The sequence below is a fragment of the Pseudoalteromonas sp. NJ631 genome (assembly GCF_000276645.1).
Taxonomy (GTDB): domain Bacteria; phylum Pseudomonadota; class Gammaproteobacteria; order Enterobacterales; family Alteromonadaceae; genus Pseudoalteromonas; species Pseudoalteromonas piscicida.
This window is the reverse complement of the sequence record NZ_AKXJ01000053.1, coordinates 1-549: the sequence shown is the minus strand read 5'-3', so window position 1 is coordinate 549 and position 549 is coordinate 1. Positions and strand designations below refer to the sequence as shown.

1 protein-coding gene is annotated in these 549 nt (G+C 49.5%); it reads right to left on the bottom strand.

Annotated features, from left to right (window positions below):
- Positions 1-549, bottom strand: a 549-nt coding sequence (locus A587_RS24435) for an AMP-binding enzyme (RefSeq protein WP_017219571.1), incomplete at both ends; no start/stop codon positions are given.

Below are 549 nucleotides of genomic sequence, written 5' to 3'. Positions count from 1 at the left end.
GAAGAAATTATCTTCAATACCCACTTGCTCAAGGCCAAGTACCTGTTGCCAAATCTCACAAAGCTGGGTCTCTAAGTCATTACGCGGTGCCACATAGAGGTTGTCGGCTTGAAGCTCTGGTGCGGGGAGTGCTTTGCGGTCAAGCTTACCGTTACCTGTGAGTGGAATATGCTCGATTAGGGTAAAGTGGCTGGGCACCATATACTCAGGTAAAGCAGCACTTAGGGCGAGCTTTAATTCGGTAATTTCAAGATCAGGCTCTGCGACAAGATAAGCGGCCAGCGCTTTGCCTTGCGGTGCAGGCACATCAATCACCACTGCGTTTTGTACACCTTGCTGGTCGACAATAGCTACAGCAATCTCGCCTAATTCGACGCGATAACCACGAATTTTCACCTGCTCATCGTTACGACCGAGATACACCAAGTCGCCGTTGTCTAGGAAACGGGCAAGGTCACCGGTTTTGTACAGCTTGCTATGGGCGGGGTCGTGACTAAATGGATTATCAATAAAGCGCTCAGCATTGAGTTCAGGGCGGTTTAAGTAACC